Source organism: Brevibacillus sp. YAE8, from assembly GCF_057543335.1.
The window spans coordinates 22,914-46,655 of sequence record NZ_BAAIYG010000031.1; the positions used below are offsets into that span (position 1 = coordinate 22,914).

Sequence of the window (23,742 nt, forward strand, 5' to 3'; positions counted from 1 at the left end):
TTGGGTAAAATCATTGCGGTTGCGAACCAGAAAGGCGGCGTCGGGAAAACGACTACGTCCGTCAATCTAAGTGCTTGTCTGGCCGCATTGGGGAAAAAGGTGCTGCTGGTGGATATTGATCCACAAGGGAACGCAACCAGTGGTATCGGAGTAAACAAAGCCGATGTCCGCTATTGTATTTATGATGTTCTCATTAACGACATCAGCCCCGTAGATGCGACTCTGCCTACCGAGATTGAAGGATTGATGATTATTCCGGCGACGATTCAATTGGCGGGAGCAGAAATTGAATTGGTTCCAACGATATCCCGGGAGGTTCGTCTGAAAAAAGCCTTGGAGGTTGTGAAGGACAAATACGACTTTGTCATTATCGATTGCCCGCCTTCCTTGGGAATTTTGACAGTCAACTCCCTGACTGCTGCTGACTCGGTCTTGATCCCGATTCAATGTGAATACTACGCATTGGAAGGATTGAGCCAACTGTTGAACACAATTCGCCTGGTACAAAAGCATCTCAATTCGCAATTGGCGATTGAAGGCGTCGTGCTGACCATGCTGGATGCACGCACGAATTTGGGGCTGCAAGTAATTGAGGAAGTGAAAAAGTACTTCCAGGAGAAAGTGTACAAAACGATTATTCCGCGAAATGTTCGTTTGAGCGAAGCGCCATCACATGGACAAGCCATTATAACGTACGATCCACGCTCGCGTGGTGCAGAAGTTTATTCTGACTTGGCGAAGGAAGTGGTAGGGGTATGAGTAGAGGTTTGGGAAAAGGGCTGAATGCACTTATTACGTCCAATCTCATTGAAGAAGGGGAGCAAGTAAAAGAGGTTTCCGTCAGTGAGATTCGTCCCAACCCGTATCAGCCCCGTAAAGAATTCGAACAATCGGCTATTGATGAATTGGCAAACTCGATACAGGAACATGGCATTATCCAGCCGCTGATTGTCCGGAAAAGCATCAAGGGTTACGAGCTGGTAGCGGGAGAAAGACGCTTGCGTGCAGCGAAGCTCGCGGGCTTGAAGCAGGTTCCGGTAGTCGTCAAAGCCTACACCGATCAGCAGTTGATGGAAATTGCGCTGATTGAAAATCTGCAGCGGGAAAACCTCAATCCGTTGGAAGAAGCGGAAGCATATGAAAAGCTGATCGCGCACCACGATTATACCCAAGAGCAGCTTGCTCAGCGAATCGGAAAAAGCAGACCGCATGTAGCGAACATGCTGCGGCTGTTGCAACTTCCGGAAAGCATTCGGAAAATGGTTTCAGCGGCAGAGTTGTCCATGGGCCACGCTCGGGCGCTTTTGGGTGTCTCAGATGAGAAAGTGCAAAAGCAGCTTGCGAAGGATGTAGTGGAAAAAGGGCTGAACGTGCGACAACTGGAAGAGTTGGTCAAACAGTTGAGTGTTTCACGTGAAACAAAGAAGAAAAAGCCGGCAAAAAGCGAGCCGATTTTGGTTGAGCTGGAAGAACGGCTGCGCAGTCGCTTTGGAACCGCCGTGAAAATTAAAAAAGGCGCGAAACGCGGCAAGATCGAAATTGACTTTTATTCGCAGGAAGATTTGCAGCGGATCATTGAGATACTGAATGATGAGAAGTAAGTCCAGGAGGTAGTCATGGCGATCATCTATTTGGATAACGCAGCTTCAACTTGGCCGAAGCCACCCGGCGTGAAAGAGCGGATGGCTGAAGTCATCGAAGATTTTGCCGCCAACCCTGGCCGGGGTGGACATACCTTGGCGATGAAAGCGAGCAAGACCGTGTTTCGGACACGAGTGCAGTTATCGCGGTTGTTTGGGATTCAAAACCCGAATAACCTCTTTTTTTATCTAAATGCGACACAAGCACTCAACCAGGCGATCAAAGGGTTTCTAAAGCCGGGCGATCATGTGATTTCTTCGTCAGTGGAGCATAATTCAGTGAGACGTCCTATTGAATATATGCGCCGCGTCCATCAGGTAGAAGCTACTTTTGTCGAGCCTAGAGGCGATCATCTTTTTCATGTTGACGATTTTGCCAAGGCGATCCAGCCAAACACGCGTCTGCTGGTCGTAAGCCACGCTTCCAACCTGACAGGTGTTATTTTGCCGATTGCAGAGTTGGGCAAACTGGCCAAAGAGAAGGGTATCACGTTTCTGGTAGACGCCTCGCAGTCGGCGGGAGTGCTGCCTATTCACGTCGAAGAAATGAATATTGGCATGCTGGCGTTTCCCGGGCACAAAGGGCTGTATGGTCCACAAGGGACAGGCGGATTGTATGTGCACAGCGACATTGATCTGGAGCCGTTGCTGCATGGGGGAACTGGCAGTCAATCAGAAGCGATTGAGCAACCGACTACACGGCCGGACCGCTACGAGAGCGGGACGTTGAATACAGTCGGTTTGGCAGGATTACTGGCCGGGGTCGAATTTGTCCTGGAAAAAGGCGTGGAAAACATTCGCCAGCATGAATGGGAGCTTGCCAAGCAAACGATCACAGGTCTGCAGCAAATTCCTGGAGTAGAGGTGTACGGTCCGGGAATTGAAACAGAGCGGGTCGCAGTAATCGCGTTCAACATCGGGCAGGTGGATGCATCGGAGGTATCCTTTATTCTCGATCAACAATACGGAATCGCAACGAGATCGGGCTATCATTGCACGCCGCTGGGGCACCATACGGCAGGGACCGAGCAGCGGGGAGCGGTGCGGGCCAGTTTTGGGATGTTCAATACAGAGAAAGACGTAGAAGCTCTTATGAACGCTGTTAGAGAGATAGCATCGGCGTTTTCGTAAGGTAGCGGTAGGAGGACACACACGTGATCTTGTTAGGAACCCTGGTAAACGCTGGCGCCATCATAGTAGGAGCTTTGTTGGGGAGGCTCTTGACGAGGATTCCCGATTCGATCCGACATACAGTCATGCAAGGAATCGGGCTGGCTGTGATGATTTTGGGCGTCAAGATGAGCCTTGGATCGGGCAACTTCTTATTGGTGATCGTCAGCATTGTTTTGGGGGCAATTATCGGGGAATTGATGGGGATTGAAAAAGGCTTGAATCGTCTGGGGCACTGGCTGGAGCGGAAGGTTGGCGGCGGAAAAGGCAGTATTGCCACCGGGTTTGTAACAGCTACTCTGGTCTATTGTATCGGCGCAATGGCTGTTTTGGGAGCGATGGACAGCGGGTTGCGAAACAACCACGACATTTTGTTCACCAAAGCGCTTCTGGACGGCTTTTCCGCGATTATTTTCACTTCGACGCTAGGGATTGGCGTCATATTTTCAGCAGTACCTGTGTTTTTGTACCAAAGTGTGCTGACGTTGCTGGCTACCCAAATTTACAGTGTGGTGAGCCAAACGATGCTCGATGCGATGCTGGCAGAAGTAACGGCAGTGGGTGGCTTGATGATTATCGCGATTGGGATCAACATTTTGGAGATCAAAAATATCAATGTAGCGAACATGCTGCCCGCACTGGTGATTGCAGCATTGGGAGTTCCGATTAGCCAGTGGTTGTCCAGTTTTTTATAAGATGGCAAGATAGCGGGAAAAGACTTTTTCTGTGCGCGGGTAGCGTGCAGGAGGGGTCTTTTTTTCATGCAGGGCGATGGGGCGCGTAGAACTCAGGGCGGACATTTTAAAGATGGGAGCAGGCAAAGGCAAAGCTGTAGGGGGAGTCGGGGGTTCGGAGTAAAAGCTAGGGAGCAAGTAGGAAGAGTGGGGAAAGAGAAATGAAGCAGGACAAAGGGAAAAGGCAGAAAGAAGAAACCAGAAACCAGAGAGCATGACAGGTAGCCGTGCGCTGTGCCGTTTGAAATGACCTACTGCAAAAGGCACACACATAGCCATTTGATTTCAAGGGACTGTCCACAACAACTCGCAATAATAGTGTGAGACCAAGTAAACAGTAAACGGAGCTGCTGAGACTTACTTTTTTTGACGCGACGAACTCATTAACAAAAGACAGCAATCCAGCGGGCCATGCCACTGTAAACCATACAGCGAGGAACAACGGAGCGAAAGGAATGCGACATGTAAGTTTGGCATAAAAAAAACCGCTATCATCAAAAGAAAATGTCGTGCGATAATGACCATTAGAACGGAAAGCGTCTTGTGGGGAGAGAAAGTCAATGGTGGGTTTTATCGTCAATCCCGTGGCGGGAAATGGCAAAGGGAAGAGAGTATGGGAGAGGATAGAGCCTGCTGTAAATGGCTTAGGAGCGGTTTTTTCCGTGAGGGAGACATCGGGAGAGGGAGACGCGGAAAAGCTGGCAAAAGAGTTGATTCAAAAAGAGGGAGTAAATAAAATCATTGCAATAGGGGGAGACGGAACCGTTCATGGCGTGTTGAACGGGATCTATCAGTCCGGACAAGCATGCAAGTTTGGCTTGGTGCCGGCTGGATCAGGGAACGACTTTGCCCGGGCGCACGGCATTGTCAACGATCCGATCGAGGCAGTGGAGCGAATTTTGTCAGAAAAAGCAGAAAGACGGATTGATCTGATGCTGATGAACGGGCGAATTGCTGCAAATTCGATTGGAGCAGGCTTTGATGCGCAAGTAGCGAAAGCGACCGATGCAGCGCAATATAAAGCGTGGCTGAACCGATACGGACTGGGTGGACTGGCTTATGTCATTTCCGTTTTACGGGAGCTGCGCAACTTCAAGCCGGGCCATCTGAGCTTGCAGGTCGACGGGCAAACGATCGACAAGTCGGGAGTTTGGCTTGTGACAGCAGCCAATATTCCGAATTACGGCGGGGGAATGAAAATTTGCCCTATGGCGGTCGCCGACGATGGCCTGACGGATATTTGCGTCGTCAGCAATGTAAGCCGGGGCGAGCTGCTGCGCGCCTTTTTGAAAATATACACAGGCACCCATGTCACGCATCCGAAAGTTTCCTTTTTCCGCGGGAGCCAGGTCACGATTGAAACGGCTGTGCCGCTCATGGTTCATGCCGATGGCGAATTGATGGGGGAAACCCCCGTTCAGGTGAAAATGCTTCCCGGTCAACAGGTGATTTTCGTCTAAAAAAAGAGACTTGCCATCCGCAGAGGGACCGGGCAAGTCAAAGAAAATGGCTATTGATTTGAAAAGGTCGAGGGAAGATGGTCAGTCGTGCAAAACACTATCCAAACGGTTCGGCGCAGCAGCGAGTGTCGCGGCTTTGGCCAAACCAGAGGCAATAATCTCGGCCATGTTCATGACGACGGCAAGTCGCGTGTTTTGGAGTACGAAATACTCCATGAAGCCGCCGACATTGACGATTCCAGTAATGTGAAACGTACCGACAGGCGGCAACTCCTTTTTGACCCCGGCACCTGGCTTTAGCGGACCGCTGATGACATTGATGTTGCCGACGTGGCTGAATTGGCCCAGACAGGCGTCTACGGCAATCAGTGTAGCGCTGGGGTGGTTCGTTTGGATGGAATCGAGTTTTTCCTTGAGATTCATCGCATGCACCGGATCGTCCAGCGTTCCGTACACTTGCAAATGACTGGGCGCGGCAGTTTGCAGCTTGGTTCCGACGAGCGGCCCAAGCGCGTCGCCTGTCGAACGGTCTGTGCCGATACATACAATTACAATGTCTTCATCATACGGTTTTAAGCGAAAGCGCTGCGCAAGGTGTCTAGCCAGATGATCGTCTGCGTTTTCACTGCGGTATTCCACTTTAAAAGGTGGCAAAGAACAGTTTTTGAGATTTTCAAATGTACTCATGGCTACCCCCACTCTTGCGGACTTGGCCTAAACGTTATAGAAGAGTATTCACAGTATAGTACCGGGAAGTCATTTTTATACCTGCTAATGGGAAGGTTGTGGAGGTTTTGAAAAATCAGCGAAGCTGGCAAGCCGGAAATTGAACGGGTAAAATAAGAGAAGCACGTCAGCAAAGCCTTGTGAAAAAGAAAACAAGGACACGAAGGAGGGAGAGGGATGGAAGGAGAGACTGTACTGATTGCATTTGATTCCACACAGCAAGCTTTGCGTGCAGAAATGCTGCTGGAGTACGAAGATATTGATATCGACACAAGACCGACGCCAAAAGAGATAACGGCTGGCTGTGCCCTTTCCATTGAGTTTCCTTTGCCTGACTATTCTCGCGCGAAAACGATCATGGAAGAGCAGCAAGTAGTCATTCGAGGATATTTTCGTCAGTTTGCTGGCCGATACCAGGAGGTTGACGAATACGGCAGACAGAAGGAGAGGACAGAATGAATACTACAAATGCAGAAGGCTTTTTTCAAAAGCTGTACAACCAAATTTACGACTATCTCACAGATGCCGACATGTGGGTAACTGTAGGGATGGTGCTGGCGAAAATTTTGGCGATCATCGTTGCCTCGCGTATCGTTGTTTCGTTGTTGCACGCGACAGTCAACCGCATTTTTCATCATCGCCACGGAGGCGGCAAGCTCCAACTGGATCAACGCCGTGTCGATACGATGCGCGTGCTTGTTAACAATATCATTCAGTACACGATTTATTTCCTGGCGATTTTGATGATCTTGCAACTGATCGGGATCGACTTGCGGCCTGTGTTGGTGAGCGCAGGGGTGCTCGGGCTGGCTGTCGGCTTTGGGGCGCAAAGTCTCGTGCGCGATATTATCACTGGTTTCTTTATCATTTTTGAAGACCAGTTTGCTGTAGGGGATGTCGTGACGATCAATAACATGACCGGGACCGTACAGGAGATTGGCCTGCGGATCACACGCGTGCGCAGTTGGACGGGAGAAGTATTTATTTTCCCGAACGGAACCATTACGCAAGTGACCAATTTTTCGCTGCAAAATACGTTGGCTGTTGTGGATGTCTCGGTAGCGTACGAGGAAAATCTGGGTCAGGTTGAAGAAGTGCTGAAAGAAGTGCTGGCAAAAGCGCAAGCCGAGCTGACAGATATCGTGGCGGAGCCACAAATTTTGGGCGTACAAGCATTGGGGCCGTCTGAGGTCGTCATGCGGGTGACTGCCGAGTGCAAGCCGAACACCCACCACGGCGTCAATCGCAACCTGCGGGCGATGATTCGCACCGAGTTTACCAAACGGGGCATTCAGATTCCGTATCCGAAAATCGTCGCGATGTCGGGCAAGGCACAAGGCCAAGCATAGAGTAGAGGGGGAGAAGAGAGATGGAAAGGAAGCAATTTGGGCTGGGGGACATCGTACAAATGAAAAAGCCGCATCCATGCGGAACAAATGCGTGGAAAGTCATTCGCATGGGCATGGACGTGCGAATCAAATGTACGGGCTGCGACCACAGTGTCATGATCGGTCGTCTTGAATTTGAACGCAAACTGAAAAAAATATTGGTGCGCGCAGAGGAAGAGCCGAAAGAGTAAAGCAAAAAACTTTTGAAGGAACCGTCTGTCTTTTTCTACACTGTCCGTAAACAGTGGTGGAGCTGACCAAAAGCTTTCGCCACGCAGACGAAAGGGATGGTTAAGATGAGTGCCAGACGGTTGTGGATGCAATGGATCGCTGTGCTGGGGATGCTGCTTGCGTTTTCACAGGCGGCATGGGCGAAGGACGCAAGCAACTGGAAGATAAGCGTCTCGCCGACGGACAAAGCGACAGAGGTAGCAGCAGACGCTGTCATTACGCTGACGTTTTCCGGGACGGTCCGTTTGGCAAATTCGCGTGACATCACGGACAAGTCGTTGCTGTCCATCGTGCAGCTTGTGGACGAAAAGAAAAAGAAAGTCCCGTTCACAGCCAAGTGGAACAAGACAGCGAAAAGCATCGTGATCGACCCTGTGGGTAACCTGGAGGCGGGAAAAGCGTATCGCGTCACACTGCCCGCCAAAAAGCTGAAGGATGCGCGAGGGGAGCTGAACCCGGAGCTGTCCGCTGCGTTCACGACAAAAAAGCCCGTGGATAACATTGCTCCGCAGGCGATTATTTTGCCTGGTCATGGCGCCAAGCAGGTGAAGCTGGAGGAGAAAGTGACGCTGCAGTTTGCGGAGGAAGTGACTCTGGCAAGCGGAGGAGCACTCTCCAGCAAAACGGCGGCAGGACTTGTGCGCTTGACAGATGAAAAAGGCCAGGCTGTCCCGCATACCGTCACCTGGAACAAGAGCAAGCGAATGCTGTCAATCAAGCCAAAAGGAAAATGGCAGCCGCATACGAGCTATCAGGTCAGTCTCGCTGGCGGCCTGCTGCAAGATCAGGCGGGCAATGTGAATAAGTCACAATGGTCGAGTTTCACGAGTGGCGCGAAGTAATGGAAGTTTGGTTGTGGATAAAAAAAGGATGCAACCCGTAGCAAGCGGCGCATCCTTTTTTCCTTTTTGTACGATCAGATGTATCTCCCGGTGATTGTACTTTAAGGTTATGACCGATCATTTTCCGTCGGCTGCGTAGCCAGTCAATGATCTATGTGGAATGGGGAAGGTAAGATGCATGGTCGTGCAAGCTTACCTTCAGATAGGCCGGATGGCAGCGGGAAGCTTAGTCGCAGTCACAACCTACGATTACGAGAAGGATGAAAAGAACCAGGATCAGCGCGAAATCGTCGAAGCCGTTAAAGAGACCCACTTGCTAACACCTCCTACCCTAGTTTCAATACTCATGCTATGTAGGAACATGAAAATGGGTATGGGCGAATGCCCTGGTTCCGACGAAAATAAGTTATTCACACTCTATCCACAGAAAATGTGGACAACTTTTTGTCGAAAAATGCAAAACGGAAAAGGGGGTTGGGAATAAACAAGCTGTGGATAGACAGTTATCCACAAAATTATCCACAAATCTGAATTTTCTCTGGATAAATTGACTGTTGTTAGTAAATATTTAAAATATTTTTATTAATAAGAAGGAATTTGGACGTGCAACAACGTAATTACACTAACTAGAAATTGGAAAAGATAAAGAGTAAGGAAAAGGGGCGATTGAGATTTGAAAAAGCAAGTGTTTGCATCAGTTACAGCTTTGGCTATTGCGTTTTCGGCCGTATCGGTACCATTTATTCCGTACAGCACGCCGGCAGTCGCTTTTGCTGCGGAAAAGCCAAATTATCAGACCCGCGCTGAAATTCCAGACCAATATAAGTGGAAACTGAATCATATTTACCCGACTGTTCAGGATTGGGAAAAAGACGTAGTCAAGGTGGAGGCTTTGGCGAATGCTTTTACCAAGCACCAGGGCAAGCTGGGGACTTCTGCTGCGGCGATGCTCGCTGCTTTCGATGATTACGAGGACATGATGCGGCTCAACGACAAGGCGTATGTGTACGCCAACATGTCGCTGGACGTAAACTCGGCCAACTCTGAGCTGCAGAAGCTGGCAGACCGCGCCGAGAAAATGTACACGCTTGTTTCGGAAAAAACGGCATGGCTCCAGCCAGAAATCGTTGCCATTCCGGATGAGAAAATGAAGAGCTTGCTCGCTGACAAGTCTTTGGCGCCGTACAAGCTTTTCATTGAGGACATGCTGAGAACCAAGCCGCATTCGCTCTCCACAGAGATGGAGGAGCTGCTGGCAAAATCCTCTCCGCTGGGCAATGCGCCAACCAACATTTACAGCATGCTGTCCAAAGATGTGAAGTTCCCGAAAATCAAGGATGAGCAAGGCAAGGAAGTCCAACTGACGCGTGCCAACTTCATTTCGTATATGGAAAGCAAGGACCAGCGTGTGAGAAGGGATGCTTTCAAGGCATACTACAGCGCCTTGATTGACTTCCAGGATTCGTTCGCACAGACACTGGCAGCAAAAGTGAAGGCAGACAATTTCTACGCGCAGGCACGCAACTACAACTCTGCGCTGGAAGCGAGCCTGACGCCGAACAACATCCCGACCAAGGTGTACGATGAGCTGATCGACACGGTCAACGACAACTTGCCGCTGCTGCACCGCTATATTGCCTTGAAGAAAAAAATGCTCGGAGTGAAGGAGCTGCACATGTACGACATCTATGTGCCGATCGTTCCATCCGACGACAAATACATTTCCTTCGAGGAAGGGAAAAAAATCGTCACCGAAGGTTTGAAAGCAATGGGCGACGATTACGTGAAGGTGCTGGCGGAAGGACTGGATGGCGGCTGGGTAGACGTCTATTCGACCGACGACAAACGCACCGGCGCTTACCAGTGGGGAGCCTACGACACGCATCCGTACGTGCTTTTGAACCATCAGGGCACACTCGATGACGTGTACACCATCGCCCACGAGATGGGGCATGCGATGCAGTCGTACTACACGAACAAAAACCAGCCGTACATTTCGTCGAACTATCCGACCTTTACGGCGGAAGTGGCTTCCACGATGAATGAGACGCTGCTGTTCAAGAGCATGTACGCGCAGGCGAAGACGAAGGAAGAGAAAATGTATCTCCTGAACCACTACCTGGAGAACTTCCGCTCGACCTTGTTCCGCCAAACGCAATTTGCCGAGTTTGAAAAAGCGATTCACGACAAGGAGCAGGCAGGAGAATCGCTCAACGCCGAGGCGATCAAAAAAATCTACCTCGACATCAACAAAAAGTACTACGGCAAAGACATGGTTTCCGACGAGGAAATCGCGATGGAATGGGCGCGCGTTTCCCATTTCTTCAACTATAAGTACTACGTGTACCAATACTCTACGAGCTTTGCGGCGTCCCAGGCGCTGGCGAAACAAATCCTGGATGAAGGACAGCCGGCAGTTGACCGTATCCGCAAAAACTTCCTTGAAGCGGGTAACTCTGCTCCGCCAATCGAGGTGCTGAAGGCAGCGGGCGTAGACATGTCTACATCCAAGCCGATCGAGCAGGCCATGGAGATTTTCGAAGAGACGTTGAATGAGCTGGAAAAACTGGTGAACGAAAAGTAAAGCGTTTAGCGCTGCATAAACAAAGCAAAGGCTCCCTGTCTTCAAGCGGCAGGGAGTCTTTTTTGCAAACAAACAAGAGCTTACATTAAAGTAGTTTAACTTAATTAGTAGTAAAATGAGATTGGTTAACAAGGAAAATGCGACCCGACACATAGGAATTACGTTAAGGTTCATCGAGAAAATCAGAATACTTTGAGTTCCGTGGTGACGGTCCCGTTTCCGGGATTGTAAACAAGCAAGAAGAACGTTCACTTCTATAGGGAAGTGAACGTTCTTCCTTGTTAGGACAGTATTTTAGGTGACATTGATGTACGTCTAGCATCAAAAAATAAAACAAAGAAAATTAATGCACTACAAATAAATCCGGTAATAGCAATTATCGTATCGGATTGGTGATAGTTGTAAATTAATGATTGAGTCATGGAAAAGCCCCAAAGAAGTGTAGGAAAGATAAGAAAGTAATATAACTTGTTGTCAGGAGTGAGTTTAACGTAAAAGATCGTAATGGCTGTAGAAACGAGAATTGTAAGAGTTGAACTTTTCATCTCATCATAACTGATGTTTATAGGAATATCACTGGAAAGCAGCATCATGTTGCACCAAAGTAAAAAGAACCATATTGCTATGATGCTGTTAGCACAAAATATCAAAAGTTTTTTCATCATTTTCCCTCCAGATAAAGTTACACCATAATTTTGAGAAACCACCTATTTGATATGAAGAAAAAAAAGGAAAAAGGTTTCTTGTGTAATTATTGTATTAACGAAGCTAGAGGGATATCCAAACTTCATGTTTTCCCCAAACAACAACTAATAAGCAATCCCCACCCGTACACGCAAATAATCAGAACTGCCGAGCTGCCTGTACGTAAACTCCGCCGTATCGGCAACGGAAATTTGCATGCCATCTGCAGGCAAGTAATCGGCCTCGACCCGGTAATTGCCTGTGTAGCTGCCGTCAGGCAAATAGGTCGGGCACACAATCGTCCAGTCCAGTCCGGATTGTTGCAGGAGCAAGTACGCCTTGTGGTGCTCCTCGGCGGCCCTGGTCAGCTTTTGCCGCGATTCGCTGGACTGGTAGCGGAGCAAATCGGGGGAGACTCTGCTTTGCAAAATTCCCGCTGTGCCTACTGTGACAATTCGGGAGACGCCTTCCTGCTTCATGGCATGCAGGATGAGCGGCATGCCCTCCGACAGTGTGGTCGTGCCATCTGTGCCAAGGGCGCTGATAACGGCATCGACGCCCTGCATCGCCAGTTTGACGTCCTGTTCATTCAAGACGTTTCCCGTAAGCACGCGCACGTTTTCGGGCAAAGGCTGGGGGAGCTTGTCCGCAGAGCGCACCAAAATCGTAGCTTCATGGCCATCTGCCAGCGCGTGCCGTAAAATATGGCTGCCGACGCGGCCGGTGGCGCCGAAAAGCAAAAGCTTCATTATGTATTCACCTCATGAACATGAATGAGTGATCGGGTCAACAGTTTTTTTGCTAGTGTAAGTCTAGCATTTCTTTTTTTGTCCCACCACCATCAGCTATCGTGGAAGTGGAAAGGGGGACATTCCGACAGCACGGTGAGCTTCCTGTCAGGGCCCAAAGTTGCCACAAGGAGACAATTGTATTCTTAAATCCAAATCTATATACTTAAAAGGATGTTAGGACGATGACAAGGGAGTGTATATAGATGGGTGCATCTTGCGGTATTGTTGGGCTTCCCAACGTGGGGAAATCAACACTGTTCAATGCCATTACACAAGCGGGTGCGGAGTCGGCGAACTACCCGTTCTGTACGATTGACCCGAACGTGGGGATCGTAGAAGTTCCGGATCCGCGTCTCACAAAGCTGACAGAGATCGTAGTGCCGAACAAAGTCGTTCCGACGGCATTTGAGTTCGTGGACATTGCCGGCCTGGTAAAAGGCGCGAGCAAAGGCGAGGGGCTTGGCAACCAGTTCCTCGGACATATCCGGGAAGTAGACGCGATCGCGCATGTCGTTCGCTGCTTCGAGGATGAAAACATCACGCACGTGGCAGGCCGTGTCGATCCACTGAGCGATATCGAAACGATCAATCTGGAGCTGATTTTTGCCGATCTGGATTCAGTCGAGCGCCGTATCGACCGTATCGCGCGCAAGGTGAAATCCGGCGACAAGGAGTCCAAGCAGGAGTTGGACGTGCTGGAAAAACTGAAGGCTGCATTCGAAGAAGGCCAGTCCGCGCGCAGCGTGGAGTTGGACGACGAAGAGCGCAAATGGATTCGCGACCTGCACCTTTTGACGATCAAGCCGATGCTGTACGTGTGCAACGTGGCAGAGGACGGAATCAATGACGCAGACAACAATCCTCACGTGCAGGCTGTTCGCGAGCATGCGGCGAAGGAAGGAGCAGAGGTCGTTGTCATCAGCGCCAAGGTCGAGGCAGAAATTGCTGAACTGGAAGGCGAAGACAAAGAAATGTTCCTGCAAGAGCTCGGTTTGGCCGAGTCCGGTCTGGACCGCCTGATTCGCGCTGCTTACAAGCTGCTCGGTCTGGTTACCTACTTTACGGCAGGGGTACAGGAAGTGCGCGCGTGGACCATTCGCAAGGGCACAAAGGCTCCAGGTGCGGCAGGCGTGATTCATACCGATTTCGAGCGCGGCTTTATTCGCGCAGAGGTTATTGCTTACGACGACCTGGTAGATGCTGGATCAGTTGCGGCAGCCAGAGAGCGCGGGAAGTACCGTCTTGAAGGGAAAGAGTACGTTGTGGCTGACGGAGATGTCATGCATTTTCGCTTCAATGTTTAGTACGAAATAGTTGCTTCACTATAGGCGTTTTGCTATAATACGATAATGCGAGTATTTATGGAGTGCATGTTTTGTGCGTTTCGTTTTAGCACTCGCTCCTTGCCCGTACAGGGCCGCAAAGTCCATAAGGAGGTGAAAAGGTATGCGTCAATACGAAGTTATGTATGTATTGCGTCCAGACCTTGAAGAAGAGAAAGTAAAATCCAATGTAGCTCGTTACAGTGAAATTGTGACCAACTACGGTGGCGAAATCTCTAAGCTTCAAGAAATGGGTAAACGTCGTCTTGCGTACGAGATCAATAAGTTCCGTGAAGGTTACTACGTTCTGATGAACTTCAAAGCGAACGCTGATGCTGTTGCGGAAGCTGAGCGTCTGATGAAAATCAACGACGACGTAATCCGCTTCATGTTCGTTCGTGATGAGAAGTAATTATTGTCGCGGTCAGAGGGGGAACCAAGATGAATAAAGTTATTCTCATCGGCAACCTGACGAAAGATCCTGAACTTCGCTACACGCCGAATGGCGTTGCCGTTGCTACTTTTACCGTGGCTGTCAATCGTCCTCGCACCAATCAGGCAGGCGAGAGAGAAGCCGATTTCATTAATATTGTCGCTTGGCAAAAACTTGCCGATCTTTGTGCAAGCTACTTGCGCAAAGGAAGACAAGCTGCCATCGAAGGACGCATTCAAACGCGCTCCTACGATAATAAAGAAGGAAAACGCGTATATGTAACAGAGGTCGTTGCGGAGAACGTTCAATTTTTGGGCGGTCGAGGCAATGAAGGCGGCGGAGACAACGCAGGATACGATCCAGGACCAGGATTTGGTGGCGGAAACAAGCCATCCGGTCAGAGAAACAATGACTTTGATCCGTTTGGTGATCCCTTCGCGAGTGCAGGCAAGCCGATCAACATTTCTGATGACGACTTGCCGTTCTAAGAATCGTAAAACTTTCACATTCCTAAGAAGGAGGGACTATCATGGCACGCAAAGGACGTCCTAATAAGCGTCGTAAAGTATGCTTCTTTAAAGTGAACAAAATCAAGCACATCGACTATAAAGATGTAGACTTGCTCAAAAAATTCATCAGCGAACGCGGCAAAATCTTGCCACGTCGTGTAACTGGTACTTCTGCGAAGTATCAACGTGCTTTGACAATTGCGATCAAACGCGCTCGTCAAGTAGCACTGCTGCCTTACACGGCTGAATAATTTACACAAGCGATAAAAAGGGGGACACAATTGCGTGGCCCTCTTTTTTCCATATTTTTCGCTACTCGCAAATGAGGTGCTGACATGCCTTCCAAAACGAAGCAATTGGCTGAAAATGCCCTGATGCTGGGTATTGCACTGGTACTGTTGTTCCTTAGTACATATACCGTACTGGGAGCACTGGTCAGTTTCCTTTTACCGCTGCCGTTTATTTTCCTGGCCGTAAGCCGCAACGTGTCGATTATGGTGTGGATCTCTGTCGTGTACACGTTCCTTGGCTGGATCATCGCAGGACCGATCGCTGCTGCGATCGCCTTGAGCGGAGCGGTTTGGGGCTCTGCCATGGGAATTGTTTATGCGAAAAGAGGGAAGGCACTTCCGGCGATTGTAGCCGGAGCTGGTGTTGTGTTTCTCAGCACCGTTTTCGGGCTTGCCTTCATGGCATTTGGAATGAACCTGAATTTCCAGACCATGCTGGAACAGACCGCTCAAATGCGCCCTTCCTTCGTGACAAAAGAGCAATTTGACCAGACGGTTGCTCTTATCAAAATGGTACTGCCTACGAGCATCGTGATGTTCAGCTTTATCTCCAGCGCGATCACACATGGATTGGCCAGCCTGATTGGAAAACGGATCAAAAAGCCGATTCCGGCGTTGAAGCCAATCCGGGAGTGGAGTTTCCCGCGATCTTTGCTGTACTATTATTTCCTCGCCATGATTAGCATTCTGGTGTTTGGCGGCAGCATGCAGGGAACGTTCTGGGAGACCGCCATCATGAACGTAAAAGTCATGCTGGACGGGATTTTTACACTCCAAGGTTTGAGCTTCTGCCTGTTTGCAGCGTACCTGTACGGGTGGAAGAGATTGACTCCAGTGCTTGTTGTCTGTCTATTTATTTTTCCGTTCTTAAGCACTATACTTAGTCTGGTAGGGATATTTGACTTAGGGCTTCGTTTGCGTGAAAAACTGGAAACAAGAGTGAAGAGGGGCTGAGGAGATGCCCAAATTCCTGTTAAAGCGTTGGTACGGGATGCACATGGTCCTGGCACTCAGCTTTAGCTTGCTGTTGTTGGGGATTTTGACCCTGCACCATTGGATGTACGGGGCGATCGGCATTGTTTGCTTGATTGGCCTGGTTCTATACGCCCTTCAAGCAGAAAAAGGATTTCAGCGGGACTTGCGCCTGTATTTGGCGACAGTCACTCACCGCGTGAAAAAAGCCGGAGAAGGCGTTATTCAGGAGCTGCCGATCGGAATTCTCTTATACAACGAGGAAAAGGCAATCGAGTGGGTCAACCCGTTCATGACACATATGTCCGGGGATGAGTCGATGATCGGGAAGAGCCTTCAAGAGGTATTCCCCCAACTCGTGTGGAAGCCGGAACAAAAACGGCTCGAATTTACTTACAATGAGCGGGTTTACGAAGTCATGGTTCGGTCCGATGAGCGTCTTTTGTATTTCAAGGACATTACGGACTTCAAAGAATTGACGACGCGTTACCATCGCGAAAAGGCTGCTCTCGCCATTATTCACCTCGACAACCTGGACGAGGTTGGACAAGTCATGGACGATCAGAGCCGTACGCTTTTGTCGACAAGCGTGGCTGGTGTGATTACAGAGTGGGCCAACAAACATGGCATATACCTTCGCCGAATCACGGCTGACAAATTTTTGGCGCTGATGGAACGGGAAGCCCTTGATAAATTGGAAGAAACGCGTTTTGACATTCTCGATGTGGTTCGGGAAATGACGGCTGACAACAAAATTCCGATTACGCTCAGTATCGGGGTTGGGGCAGCGGCGACGACGTACATCGAGCTGGGGCAAATGGCCCAATCGAGCTTGGACATTGCGCTGGGCCGCGGTGGCGACCAGTGCGCGATCAAGATCGGTAACAAGCTCACCTTCTACGGTGGCAAATCAAATGCGGTAGAAAAACGGACGCGCGTTCGGGCACGGGTGATCGCCCATGCGCTGCGTGATTTGATCCACGAGGCCGAGCATGTGATCGTAATGGGCCACAAACAGCCAGATATGGACTCCATCGGTGCTTCGCTTGGTGTATTGAAGGCCGTGCAGTTGCACAACAAGGCAGCCTATATCGTCATGGATGAAAGCAACAACTCTGTCGAACGCTTGATGCGGGAGATTTACGCCAATGAGGAATTGGCTGAAACATTTATTACGCCGGAGCAGGCGATCAGACTGGTGACGGGCCGCACGTTGCTCGTGGTTGTCGATACGCACCGTCCTTCGCTGGTCATTGAGCCGAAGTTGCTCGGTGAGACAAGCCGGATCGTCGTCATTGACCACCATCGACGCTCCGAAGAGTTTATCGAGCCGGTTCTGTTGTACCTCGAACCGTATGCGTCTTCGACATCTGAGCTGGTCACAGAGCTTTTGCAATATCAAAGCGAGCGCTTGAATATCGACAATCTGATTGCCACCGCACTGTTGGCAGGGATTGTGGTAGACACGAAAAGCTTTGCGTTCCGTACAGGCTCGCGCACGTTTGAAGCGGCGTCCTTCCTGCGGCGCAACGGGGCCGATACGGCTGCTGTTCAACGTTTGCTGAAGGAAGATTTGACGCAGTATGTGAAGCGGGCACGCATCATTATGAACACGGAAACGTACAGAGATAATATGGCGATTGCCATTGGGGATCCTACCGAGAACTACACGCAAGTCCAGGTGGCCCAGGCGGCCGAGCAGTTGCTTACGCTCTCGGGCATCCAGGCATCTTTTGTCATTGCCGAGCGGGGAGACGATACGATCCTGATTAGCGGACGCTCTTTGGGCGACATCAACGTGCAAGCGATCATGGAGCTCTTGGGCGGTGGCGGACACCTGACAGGAGCCGCCACGCAAATTCAGGGCATTTCCGTGAAGGAAGCGACTCGACGTTTGAAAGAAGCGATTGATTCGGTCGTGTAGGCCAATTTGAAAAGGGGGAAACGATGATGAAAGTCATTTTTCTTCAAGATGTAAAAGGCCAAGGCAAAAAAGGCGAAATCAAAGACCTGTCTGAAGGCTACGTACGCAACTTCCTGCTGCCGCGCAAGCTGGCGAAGGAAGCTACAGATAGCAACATAAAAACGCTGGATGCGCAAAAGCGCAGCGAAGAGAAGCGCAAGGAGCAGGAAAAGCTGGAAGCACAAGCGCTGGGCGCGAAGCTGAGCGAGCTGACAGTAAAAGTAACAGGAAAAGCCGGCGAGGGCGGACGACTGTTTGGCGCAATTTCGAGCAAACAAGTGGCACAAGCGCTGGAAGAGCAGTTCAAAATCAAGCTGGACAAACGCAAGCTGGAGATGGACGCCATCCGCGCGCTTGGCGTGACGCAAATCAAAGTCAAGCTGCACAACGAAGTAACTGCGACACTCAAAGTTCACGTGGTAGAAGAATAATGACGCAATCCTGGAGGGTGTGACGTGAGCGACCTGTTTTTGGATCGTGTGCCGCCGCAGAACAAGGAAGCGGAACAATCAGTGCTGGGTGCCGTGTTCTTGTCTAAGGAAGCTTTAATCACGGCCATTGAGATTCTCCGTCCGGAGGATTTTTACAAGACAGCGCATCAGCGCATCTTTCAAACCATGGTGGACCTGTACGAAAAGGGCGAGCCAGTCGATCTGGTTACCGTAACCGCTGAGCTGCAGGACCACAAGCTGTTAGATGAAGTCGGCGGCGTCACGTATTTAACCGAAATCGCCAGCTCGGTTCCGACCGCGGCGAATATCGAATACTACGCCAAAATTGTAGAAGAAAAAGCGCTGCTACGGCGCTTGATTCATACGGCAACAAAAATTGCGAACGACGGTTACTCCCGCGAGGACGACGTAACGGAGATCATTGCGGATGCCGAGAAGTACATCATGGAGATCGGGCAAAACCGCAACAGCGGCGGTTTTACGCCAATCCGTGACGCGCTTCTGGAAACGTATGAACGGATCGAGTTTTTGAGTCAACGGCGTGGAGACATTACCGGGATTCCTTCCGGATATACCGATTTGGATAAAATGACCGCCGGATTTCAGCGCAGTGACCTCATCATTCTGGCAGCCCGTCCCTCTGTCGGGAAGACGGCTTTTGCCTTGAATGTCGCGCAAAACGTCGCTGCACGAGCTGGAGAGACTGTCGCCATCTTCTCTCTGGAGATGGGCGCTTCCCAGTTGGTACAGCGTATGATCTGTGCCGAGGGCAATCTGGACGCCTCGCGGATGCGTTCCGGTACGCTGGAGGAAGACGACTGGCAGAAGCTGACGATGGCGATTGGTACGTTGGCGAAGGCACCGATTTTTATTGATGATACGCCAGGCGTAACCGTGCAGGACATTCGCGCAAAATGCCGCAGATTGCAGGCTGAACGCGGCCTGGGCATGATTCTCATCGACTACCTGCAATTGATTCACGGCCGCGGCAAGGGAGACAACCGCCAGCAAGAAGTATCGGAAATCTCCCGTACGCTCAAAGGAATCGCCCGTGAGCTGAATGTTCCCGTAATCGCTTTGTCCCAGTTGAGCCGTGGCGTAGAGCAGCGGCAGGACAAGCGCCCGATGATGTCCGACATCCGCGAGTCCGGTTCGATCGAGCAGGACGCCGATATCGTTGCGTTCCTGTACCGTGATGACTACTACGACAAGGAAACGGAAAACAAAAACGTCATCGAGGTCATCATCGCCAAACAGCGTAACGGCCCGACCGGGACGGTAGAGCTGGCATTCCTCAAAGAATTTAACAAATTCGTAAGCTTGGATCAGCGCTTTCGAAATCAGGCTGGATAATAGAGCAAATGGAGAAAAAGCCGGAGCAATTCCGGCTTTTTTTTCTTGCTTGAATTGCCGAACATATAATCTTTCCACTATTTAAATGTTCGTATTTTCCGTTGACATGCAAGAAATGGTTTAGTACACTTAGATTGTTTCAGGCCCAAAAGGACATGATGATATCAGGAGGTGTTTTTCGATGTCAACAGTCGTTGTCGTCGGAACCCAGTGGGGCGATGAAGGTAAAGGTAAAATTACAGACTATTTGGCTGAAAGCGCAGAGGTAGTGGCACGTTACCAAGGGGGTAACAACGCCGGCCATACCATTATTTTTGATGGTAACAAATATAAGCTGCACCTGATTCCATCCGGAATTTTCTATACTGACAAGACCTGCGTAATCGGAAACGGTATGGTAATCGATCCGAAGGCATTGGTAAAAGAGCTGGAGTACATTCACAGCTTCGGTTTTTCCACTAGCAATCTGAAAATCAGCGATCGCGCGCATGTCATCATGCCGTACCACATCAAGCTGGATGGCGTGGAAGAAGACAGCCGCGGTGCAAATAAAATCGGTACGACCCGCAAAGGGATCGGCCCGGCATACATGGACAAAGCAGCTCGCATCGGCATCCGCATTGCCGATCTATTGGATCGCGATGAGTTTGCCCGCAAGCTGGAACGCAACCTGGCAGAGAAAAACATGCTGCTGGAGAAAATGTACAATACGACTGGCTTTGACCTGCAAGAAGTGCTGGATGAGTACCTCGCTCTGGCAGAAATCATTCGTCCATACGTAACCGACACATCTGTTGTGCTCAACGATGCGATTGACAACGGAAACCGTGTTCTTTTTGAAGGGGCCCAAGGCGTACTGCTCGACATCGACCAAGGGACGTATCCTTATGTCACCTCCTCCAACCCGATTGCGGGTGGCGTGACTATCGGTTCCGGCGTGGGACCAACCAAAATCAATCAAGTAATCGGTGTAGCGAAGGCGTACACCACTCGCGTAGGTGACGGTCCGTTCCTGACTGAGCTGACTGACGCTACTGGCGATCACATCCGCGAGGTTGGCTTCGAGTACGGTACGACAACCGGCCGTGCCCGCCGCGTAGGCTGGTTTGACAGCGTAGTCGTTCGTCATGCCCGTCGCGTGAGCGGTATCACTGGTCTGGCTATCACCAAGCTGGATACGCTCTCTGGTGTTGAGACTCTACGCATTTGCACAGCGTATAAATACAATGGCGAAATCATTGAATCGTTCCCGGCAAACCTCAACCTGCTGGCAAAATGCGAGCCTGTTTACGAAGAACTGCCAGGCTGGACCGAGGACATCACCGGTGTTCGCAATCTGAACGACCTGCCAGAAAACGCTCGCCACTACATCGAGCGCATCACACAACTGACAGGTATCCCAATGTCGATCTTCTCCGTAGGGCCAGATCGCGAGCAAACCGTTGTTGTGCGCGGCATCTGGGGATAAGCCTAGTTCCAACGTCGTAGCAGAAAAGTCGGCCTGACCATTTTCATGGGCAAGCCGTATGAAAAAAGCTGTCGATAATTCGGCAGCTTTTCCTTTTTTTACGGACAGACAAGAAACGGCACCCTCTGGGCATAAGGTTAGACATAAGGAGAAATGGAGAGGTGATCGTGATGATGGGGTTTGACCAAAAAGCCAAGAAGCTGCTGGGGAAAAACGTACAGGTGAAAATGATTAACGGCGTCGTTATCAAGGGGACCATGACTCATTTCAACAACGGTTACCTTTGCTTCATCACCACTTACAAGCAGCAAAACGACGCAGAGAAAACGACGATTCGCAGACTCGCCCTGAAAGACGTGACATCAATGCAAGAGGTGTAAGCCTGGATGCCTGAGACGAAATAAGCCATCTTTCCTCCAAAAAGGGAAAGATGGCTGTTTATTGTGTTTCACATTTCAGATCAGGCCGCCATGAGAGCGGATGATGGCGATCGCTTCGTCCCCCCGTTCTTCCGCAACGACTGCAGTCAGCAGCACCGTACGGGTCAGATTATCGTCACCGCGATCGGACAGCCCGCTGGCATCCGGATTCGCCGCTGCCAGGATGCGTGCATCCGGTCCGCTTGGAAAATCGCCAGCCAGTGTCAGCACCCCTACCCCCGGAAAATCGCCGGAGAGCGGGGTGGTGATCTGTTCTAATCCGTCCCCTGGAAATTGGCCGATTTTGTCGATTTGAATGGTCGTAAAGCCGGCTTGTCGAAGCGCATTTTCTGCCTGTTTCGCCTCATCCTCGGTATGGAATCCAGCCAAAATGTTGCGTTCTTTCACGTAATCAGCCTCCCAGTAATGAAAAAAACCCCCAATTGTATGTCCATATGGTGACGCTTCGTCATATTTTTTATTCGACAGCAATTTACACTTGATGTTGTCGTGAAATTTATGGTAAAGTCGACATAGTTGGTTTCTTTAGGCATTTTGGCAGATAATTGGTAACTAAATATTGGGATATATGACCTAGTCGGTATATTTAAAATTTTCAGGAAATGGAACGAGATAGCTGTATCTGTTTTCAGGAGGGACAAGTTATGCAATGGTCTGAGTGGAAGGCCAAGCTGCAGGAACGGTCCGAACGCATCGTTCGGGATTGCAGCGATCTGGCGAAACGTGCAATGAAACGTACAAGCTCGTACATCCAGGGACATAAAAAGCAAACGGTTTCCATCGCAGCGGGATTGCTGGTGACGGTGGCCGCCGGAGCTTCGGCGCAATATTACTATACGAGCAATGTCACATCGGTCTATCACGTCATCGTAAACGGACAGGAAATCGGTGTGGTGAACGATCCTAAGGTCATTCAGGATTGGACGGCAGCAAAGCTGGCAGAAGAAAAAGCCAAAAAAGGGCTGAATCTGACGCTGGCGGATTACATCACCTTCAAGGAAGAGCGCCAGTTCAAGGCTCCTTTTGACAACGATGCCGCAGTCAAAGCGCTGGCTTCCGTGGCAGACATCAAGGTTCAGGCAGTGAAGCTGGTGATCGACGGCAAAGTGGTCGGCTACTTGCCCGATCAGCAATCGGCTGAAGAAGTGCTGGCCGAAGTGAAGCAAAAATATTCCGGCGTGCCTATTCTCACTGGCAAAAAAGCCGCAGTAGCGGCGGCGTCCATGGCGGAGATGAAGGCAACCCCGGTAAAAGAAGTGACTTTCAAAGAAAACGTAGAGTTGCAGACGGAAACAGTACCTGCAGCTCAAATTTTGCCTGCCGAAAAAGTCGAAGAGCTTTTGGTCAAGGGCACCTTCAAGGAACTGAAGCACACGGTAGTTGAGGGCGATTGCATCGGCTGTATTGCCAAAAAGTACGGAATTACCACAAAAGACATTTATGCCAATAACCCTGGCATTACGGAAAACACGCTTTTGCAGCTAGGACAGGAAATCAACGTCACAGCGATTCGCCCGTTGGTTACGGTACGGGTGAAGGAAGACGTTTCGCAGCAAGAAGTCATTGCATTCCCTACCCAGATCAACAACAATGACAAGCTTCCCAAAGGGGAAACAAAAGTTGTTCAAGAAGGCAAAAACGGTACGAAGCTCGTTCAGTATGAAGTCGTGAAAGAAAATGGACAAGTTGTCGAGCGCAAGGTTGTCAAACAAGAAGTCATTGCACAGCCAGTCGCAAAAATCATGGAGCGCGGAACAAAGGTTATTCCTTCGCGTGGGACAGGCCGTCTGAGCTGGCCTGCAAGCGGATATATCAGCAGCGGATTCGGCTCTCGCTGGGGCCGACTGCACAAAGGAATCGACATTGCCGGATCAGGGTCTGTCATGGCGGCAGACAACGGCCGCGTCAAATTCGCGGGCTGGGACGGCGATTACGGAAAAGCGATCATCATCGACCATGGAAACGGGATGGAAACGCTGTATGGCCACTTGAGCACGATCAGCGTGAAGGTCGGCGATGTAGTTGAACAAGGGAAGAAAATTGGCGTAAAAGGTTCGACCGGAGACTCTACCGGTGTCCATCTCCATTTTGAGGTTCATCAAAATGGACGAGTTCAGAACCCGATGCGTTTCTTAAAATAGACATGTAATTTTTGGATAGAAAAGGGCGACTCTTTGGAGGAGCCCTTTTTGCTATGTCGGCACTTTGACGATGCGAAAGGCAGGGAGTGGCTGGCAGGGGCTTCTATGCCGGGTGGACATGGTGTATTGTAGAGGAATAGCGATGTTCG

The 23,742-nt window shown here is 50.2% G+C and carries 26 protein-coding genes; 22 read left to right on the forward strand and 4 right to left on the reverse strand.

The features are described 5' to 3' along the window. From AC27IT_RS23940 to AC27IT_RS23960, 5 genes are all read left to right on the forward strand, one after another. Entirely contained in the window at positions 1 to 759 is a 759-nt protein-coding gene (locus AC27IT_RS23940; RefSeq protein WP_007779793.1) for a ParA family protein, read from the forward strand. After that, positions 756 to 1,601, forward strand: coding sequence for a ParB/RepB/Spo0J family partition protein (locus tag AC27IT_RS23945; protein WP_327944123.1), 846 nt, complete (start codon positions 756 to 758; stop codon positions 1,599 to 1,601). The genes AC27IT_RS23940 and AC27IT_RS23945 overlap by 4 nt, the downstream gene beginning before the upstream one ends. A gap of 15 nt (positions 1,602 to 1,616) precedes the next feature. After that, positions 1,617 to 2,771 (forward strand): aminotransferase class V-fold PLP-dependent enzyme, encoded by a 1,155-nt coding sequence (locus AC27IT_RS23950; RefSeq protein WP_005828345.1) that lies wholly within the window; start codon positions 1,617 to 1,619, stop codon positions 2,769 to 2,771. 23 nt (positions 2,772 to 2,794) lie between these two features. After that, positions 2,795 to 3,505 carry a DUF554 domain-containing protein gene (locus AC27IT_RS23955; protein WP_005828347.1) on the forward strand — a complete coding sequence of 237 codons (711 nt, stop codon included), beginning with the start codon at positions 2,795 to 2,797 and terminating at the stop codon, positions 3,503 to 3,505. Between the two features lie 599 nt (positions 3,506 to 4,104). Beyond that, positions 4,105 to 5,004, forward strand: a complete 900-nt coding sequence (locus AC27IT_RS23960) for a diacylglycerol/lipid kinase family protein (RefSeq protein WP_007779789.1) — start codon at positions 4,105 to 4,107, stop codon at positions 5,002 to 5,004. Positions 5,005 to 5,085: 81 nt separating this feature from the next. On the opposite strand, the gene yyaC is transcribed toward AC27IT_RS23960, so the two are convergent. Further along, a complete protein-coding gene (gene yyaC, locus AC27IT_RS23965) occupies positions 5,086 to 5,691 on the reverse strand; it encodes a spore protease YyaC (RefSeq protein WP_487092129.1) in 606 nt (201 codons plus the stop codon). Positions 5,692 to 5,907: 216 nt separating this feature from the next. Between yyaC and AC27IT_RS23970 the strand changes: the two genes are divergently transcribed. From AC27IT_RS23970 to pepF, 6 genes are all read left to right on the forward strand, one after another. Next, positions 5,908 to 6,189: a putative Se/S carrier protein gene (locus AC27IT_RS23970; protein WP_005828354.1), complete on the forward strand. Its 282-nt coding sequence runs from the start codon at positions 5,908 to 5,910 to the stop codon at positions 6,187 to 6,189. Next, positions 6,186 to 7,079 (forward strand): mechanosensitive ion channel family protein, encoded by an 894-nt coding sequence (locus tag AC27IT_RS23975; RefSeq protein ID WP_005828356.1) that lies wholly within the window; start codon positions 6,186 to 6,188, stop codon positions 7,077 to 7,079. Before AC27IT_RS23970 ends, AC27IT_RS23975 begins: the two co-directional genes overlap by 4 nt. A gap of 20 nt (positions 7,080 to 7,099) precedes the next feature. Beyond that, positions 7,100 to 7,309: a DUF951 domain-containing protein gene (locus tag AC27IT_RS23980; protein ID WP_005828358.1), complete on the forward strand. Its 210-nt coding sequence runs from the start codon at positions 7,100 to 7,102 to the stop codon at positions 7,307 to 7,309. Positions 7,310 to 7,414: 105 nt separating this feature from the next. Beyond that, complete coding sequence (locus AC27IT_RS23985; protein ID WP_429782345.1) at positions 7,415 to 8,191, forward strand: Ig-like domain-containing domain; 777 nt, start codon at positions 7,415 to 7,417, stop codon at positions 8,189 to 8,191. Positions 8,192 to 8,369: 178 nt separating this feature from the next. Beyond that, complete coding sequence (locus tag AC27IT_RS23990; RefSeq protein ID WP_025846312.1) at positions 8,370 to 8,675, forward strand: hypothetical protein; 306 nt, start codon at positions 8,370 to 8,372, stop codon at positions 8,673 to 8,675. A 189-nt stretch (positions 8,676 to 8,864) separates the two neighbouring features. Further along, a complete protein-coding gene (pepF, locus tag AC27IT_RS23995; protein WP_487092130.1) occupies positions 8,865 to 10,775 on the forward strand; it encodes an oligoendopeptidase F in 1,911 nt (636 codons plus the stop codon). A gap of 281 nt (positions 10,776 to 11,056) precedes the next feature. Here the strand turns inward: pepF and AC27IT_RS24000 are convergent, their stop codons facing one another. Both AC27IT_RS24000 and AC27IT_RS24005 read right to left on the reverse strand, forming a co-directional pair. Next, positions 11,057 to 11,437, reverse strand: a complete 381-nt coding sequence (locus AC27IT_RS24000; RefSeq protein WP_487092131.1) for a hypothetical protein — start codon at positions 11,435 to 11,437, stop codon at positions 11,057 to 11,059. A gap of 147 nt (positions 11,438 to 11,584) precedes the next feature. After that, a complete protein-coding gene (locus AC27IT_RS24005; protein WP_487092132.1) occupies positions 11,585 to 12,208 on the reverse strand; it encodes an NAD(P)-dependent oxidoreductase in 624 nt (207 codons plus the stop codon). Positions 12,209 to 12,453: 245 nt separating this feature from the next. Here AC27IT_RS24005 and ychF point away from each other — a divergent pair, with 245 nt between their 5' ends. The 10 genes from ychF (at position 12,454) to AC27IT_RS24055 (ending at position 21,392) form a co-directional block, all read left to right on the forward strand. After that, a complete protein-coding gene (gene ychF / locus AC27IT_RS24010) occupies positions 12,454 to 13,554 on the forward strand; it encodes a redox-regulated ATPase YchF (protein ID WP_005828368.1) in 1,101 nt (366 codons plus the stop codon). A gap of 142 nt (positions 13,555 to 13,696) precedes the next feature. Continuing rightward, entirely contained in the window at positions 13,697 to 13,984 is a 288-nt protein-coding gene (gene rpsF, locus AC27IT_RS24015) for a 30S ribosomal protein S6 (protein ID WP_005828370.1), read from the forward strand. Between the two features lie 29 nt (positions 13,985 to 14,013). After that, positions 14,014 to 14,493 carry a single-stranded DNA-binding protein gene (locus AC27IT_RS24020; RefSeq protein ID WP_007779761.1) on the forward strand — a complete coding sequence of 160 codons (480 nt, stop codon included), beginning with the start codon at positions 14,014 to 14,016 and terminating at the stop codon, positions 14,491 to 14,493. Positions 14,494 to 14,534: 41 nt separating this feature from the next. Next, a complete protein-coding gene (gene rpsR, locus AC27IT_RS24025) occupies positions 14,535 to 14,765 on the forward strand; it encodes a 30S ribosomal protein S18 (RefSeq protein WP_005831740.1) in 231 nt (76 codons plus the stop codon). Between the two features lie 84 nt (positions 14,766 to 14,849). After that, on the forward strand, positions 14,850 to 15,758 hold the full coding sequence (locus AC27IT_RS24030) for a DUF2232 domain-containing protein (RefSeq protein WP_005831738.1): 909 nt from the start codon (positions 14,850 to 14,852) through the stop codon (positions 15,756 to 15,758). A 4-nt stretch (positions 15,759 to 15,762) separates the two neighbouring features. Continuing rightward, a complete protein-coding gene (locus AC27IT_RS24035) occupies positions 15,763 to 17,700 on the forward strand; it encodes a DHH family phosphoesterase (RefSeq protein ID WP_487092133.1) in 1,938 nt (645 codons plus the stop codon). 26 nt (positions 17,701 to 17,726) lie between these two features. Beyond that, positions 17,727 to 18,170 (forward strand): 50S ribosomal protein L9, encoded by a 444-nt coding sequence (rplI, locus tag AC27IT_RS24040; protein ID WP_025846303.1) that lies wholly within the window; start codon positions 17,727 to 17,729, stop codon positions 18,168 to 18,170. 24 nt (positions 18,171 to 18,194) lie between these two features. Beyond that, positions 18,195 to 19,544, forward strand: coding sequence for a replicative DNA helicase (dnaB, locus tag AC27IT_RS24045; protein WP_005831733.1), 1,350 nt, complete (start codon positions 18,195 to 18,197; stop codon positions 19,542 to 19,544). Between the two features lie 181 nt (positions 19,545 to 19,725). Further along, positions 19,726 to 21,012 (forward strand): adenylosuccinate synthase, encoded by a 1,287-nt coding sequence (locus tag AC27IT_RS24050; RefSeq protein ID WP_005831731.1) that lies wholly within the window; start codon positions 19,726 to 19,728, stop codon positions 21,010 to 21,012. A gap of 170 nt (positions 21,013 to 21,182) precedes the next feature. Continuing rightward, positions 21,183 to 21,392, forward strand: coding sequence for a hypothetical protein (locus tag AC27IT_RS24055; RefSeq protein ID WP_007780462.1), 210 nt, complete (start codon positions 21,183 to 21,185; stop codon positions 21,390 to 21,392). Positions 21,393 to 21,467: 75 nt separating this feature from the next. Here AC27IT_RS24055 and AC27IT_RS24060 read toward each other — a convergent pair whose 3' ends face one another. Continuing rightward, positions 21,468 to 21,839 (reverse strand): hypothetical protein, encoded by a 372-nt coding sequence (locus AC27IT_RS24060; RefSeq protein ID WP_005831726.1) that lies wholly within the window; start codon positions 21,837 to 21,839, stop codon positions 21,468 to 21,470. A gap of 257 nt (positions 21,840 to 22,096) precedes the next feature. Here AC27IT_RS24060 and AC27IT_RS24065 point away from each other — a divergent pair, with 257 nt between their 5' ends. Next, a complete protein-coding gene (locus AC27IT_RS24065; RefSeq protein WP_005831724.1) occupies positions 22,097 to 23,593 on the forward strand; it encodes a LysM peptidoglycan-binding domain-containing M23 family metallopeptidase in 1,497 nt (498 codons plus the stop codon). The last annotated feature ends 149 nt before the right edge of the window (positions 23,594 to 23,742 follow it).